Raw genomic sequence first — 508 nt, 5'->3', positions numbered from 1 at the left:
CGAATAAGCAACGATCCGTCCGCCGCCGCGCGCCATACAACCGGCACAGCGCAGGCGGACAATCAGACTAATACGGGGCGCCGCAGGGCGCCCCGTTTTCGTTCGGCGTTGCGCGCGAGACCCAACGCCAAAGGGCCACTCCGAAGAGTGGCCCTTGCGTTCTGCAGAATTTATGCTGTCTGGCCGGTTTTACTGAAAGATGCTCTGCGCATAGTCGCGCTTGTCACCTTCCGAGCGGCCGGAGTTCAGCACGGCAACCAGCGAATCGATCTGGTCTTCGGACAGCTCTGTCAGGTCGGCATCCGGCGCATAAGCCTCGATGAGCGTGCGGTCGCGGTCGGTGATCATCCGTGCATCGGGGTCGATCTCGACACCTGTGCCAAGGTTGGCCACCGGATCGCTGTCTTCAAAGAAGCTCTGTGCATAGGCGCGCTTTTCGCTTTCGCTGCGGCCGGAGTTGAGCACGGCGATGAGGCTGTCGATCTGCTGGTCGGAGAGCATCGTGACA

At 61.4% G+C, this 508-nt stretch carries 1 protein-coding gene; it reads right to left on the bottom strand.

The features are described 5' to 3' along the window. Nucleotides 1-189: 189 nt before the first annotated feature. A partial coding sequence (locus tag J1C49_RS21545; protein WP_370639451.1) for a hypothetical protein occupies nucleotides 190-508 on the bottom strand: 319 nt, incomplete at its 5' end.

It is taken from the genome of Cognatishimia sp. F0-27 (assembly GCF_020667845.1).
In the GTDB taxonomy this organism is placed as follows: Bacteria; Pseudomonadota; Alphaproteobacteria; order Rhodobacterales; family Rhodobacteraceae; genus JAFMPQ01.
The sequence above is the reverse complement of the archived record's forward strand: the minus strand, read 5'-3'. Positions and strand labels throughout refer to the sequence as shown.